The organism is Moorena sp. SIO3I6 (genome assembly GCF_010672095.1).
In genome coordinates this window covers 1-1207 of sequence record NZ_JAAHHU010001503.1, presented here as the reverse complement: position 1 = coordinate 1207, position 1207 = coordinate 1, and the positions used below count along the sequence as shown (strand labels likewise).

Sequence of the window (1207 nt, the reverse complement as noted above, 5' to 3'; positions counted from 1 at the left end):
ATTTTCCGATCTTGTTTTGATCGGTGAAAGTGATAGCCTTTCGGTTCTCTGAAAGCTTCCATCCCGTTTTTTTGTATTCAACTGAACGAGGGTGTTTCTTGAACCTGGGAAAGCCTTTCTTTCCGGGTATCTTTCTTTTACAGTTCTCGTAAAATCGACTAATTGCGCTCCAAGTACATTCAGCCGCAGACTGCCTAGCTTGAGAGTTGAGCTGGTTTGCAAAGGGGAATTCTTTGGCCAGTACCCGACAATATTTATTGAGGTCATATTTGCCCACACCTTTATTGTCCATCCAATATCTTAGACAAGAATTACGGATGAACTTATAGGTGCGTATTGCCTCATCAATTGCCTTGTACTGACTGTCTTTACCTTTTGCTTTGAACTCGTAGACTATCAAAGTTAGACTCACTATCTATAGAGTTATACTAATTATTCTAGCATAATACTAGCTTGACAGCCGAATAAATTCGTCAAACTCGCTTATATCCCCCGGTTAAAACGCGGGGGTTTTACGCATCGCCCCGATAAGATCCTGCCATTTCAGGATCGCCAACATACCCTTCGCCATAATCATTGATTCCCTGGCGAGTACCTAACGGGGCTTCAGGGCCATTTTTGCCCCCAGGAATTACGCCATCACTGAACTCACCAGCAGCAATCGATTGAATATCCGGTGATAAATCTACCAAGACCCAATGATAACTATCTATACGGGGTAGGCTAGCTGAGACAATTTTACCCTCTTGCTCAGCATCATCAAATACACTTGGCACATCAGAGTCATGGCAAATTAAGACTAGAGAACGGGTTCCTGGTGGTAAATCACTCCAACCTAAATGGGGATTTTTGTTATCTTAAAATACCATGTGTTTTTGTGGGTGATATTTACCAAAACCAAACTCTTTAGGAATCTTATCACCATTGGTAAAGTTATCACTCCACAGTTTCATTTTTTCTTTCTCCTTATCTATTAAGGCTTGAATTTACTTAACCTGATGTACCCTGTTGATAAACTAAGGTAAAAGGCAAATACGGGCGAAAACTAGCTTCGCCTAAGGCTGTATCACTGGAAACAAATGGATATCGTTCAGGATTACCCATGATCTTGAGCTTTGACAGCCTGTAGCACTTTTAACATTGTATCCGCTGCCTCAACCGCATCATAAGGCGACCACACTGGGTAAGACTGGTCAGGTTTAATTAA

At 41.7% G+C, this 1207-nt stretch carries 2 pseudogenes; both read right to left on the bottom strand.

The window, feature by feature from the left end:
- Window positions 1-400: pseudogene (locus tag F6K49_RS50685) on the bottom strand (RNA-guided endonuclease TnpB family protein); the annotation flags it as partial.
- 112 nt (window positions 401-512) lie between these two features.
- Window positions 513-842 (bottom strand): annotated as a pseudogene (locus tag F6K49_RS50680) (hypothetical protein); the annotation flags it as partial.
- Between the last annotated feature and the right edge of the window lie 365 nt (window positions 843-1207).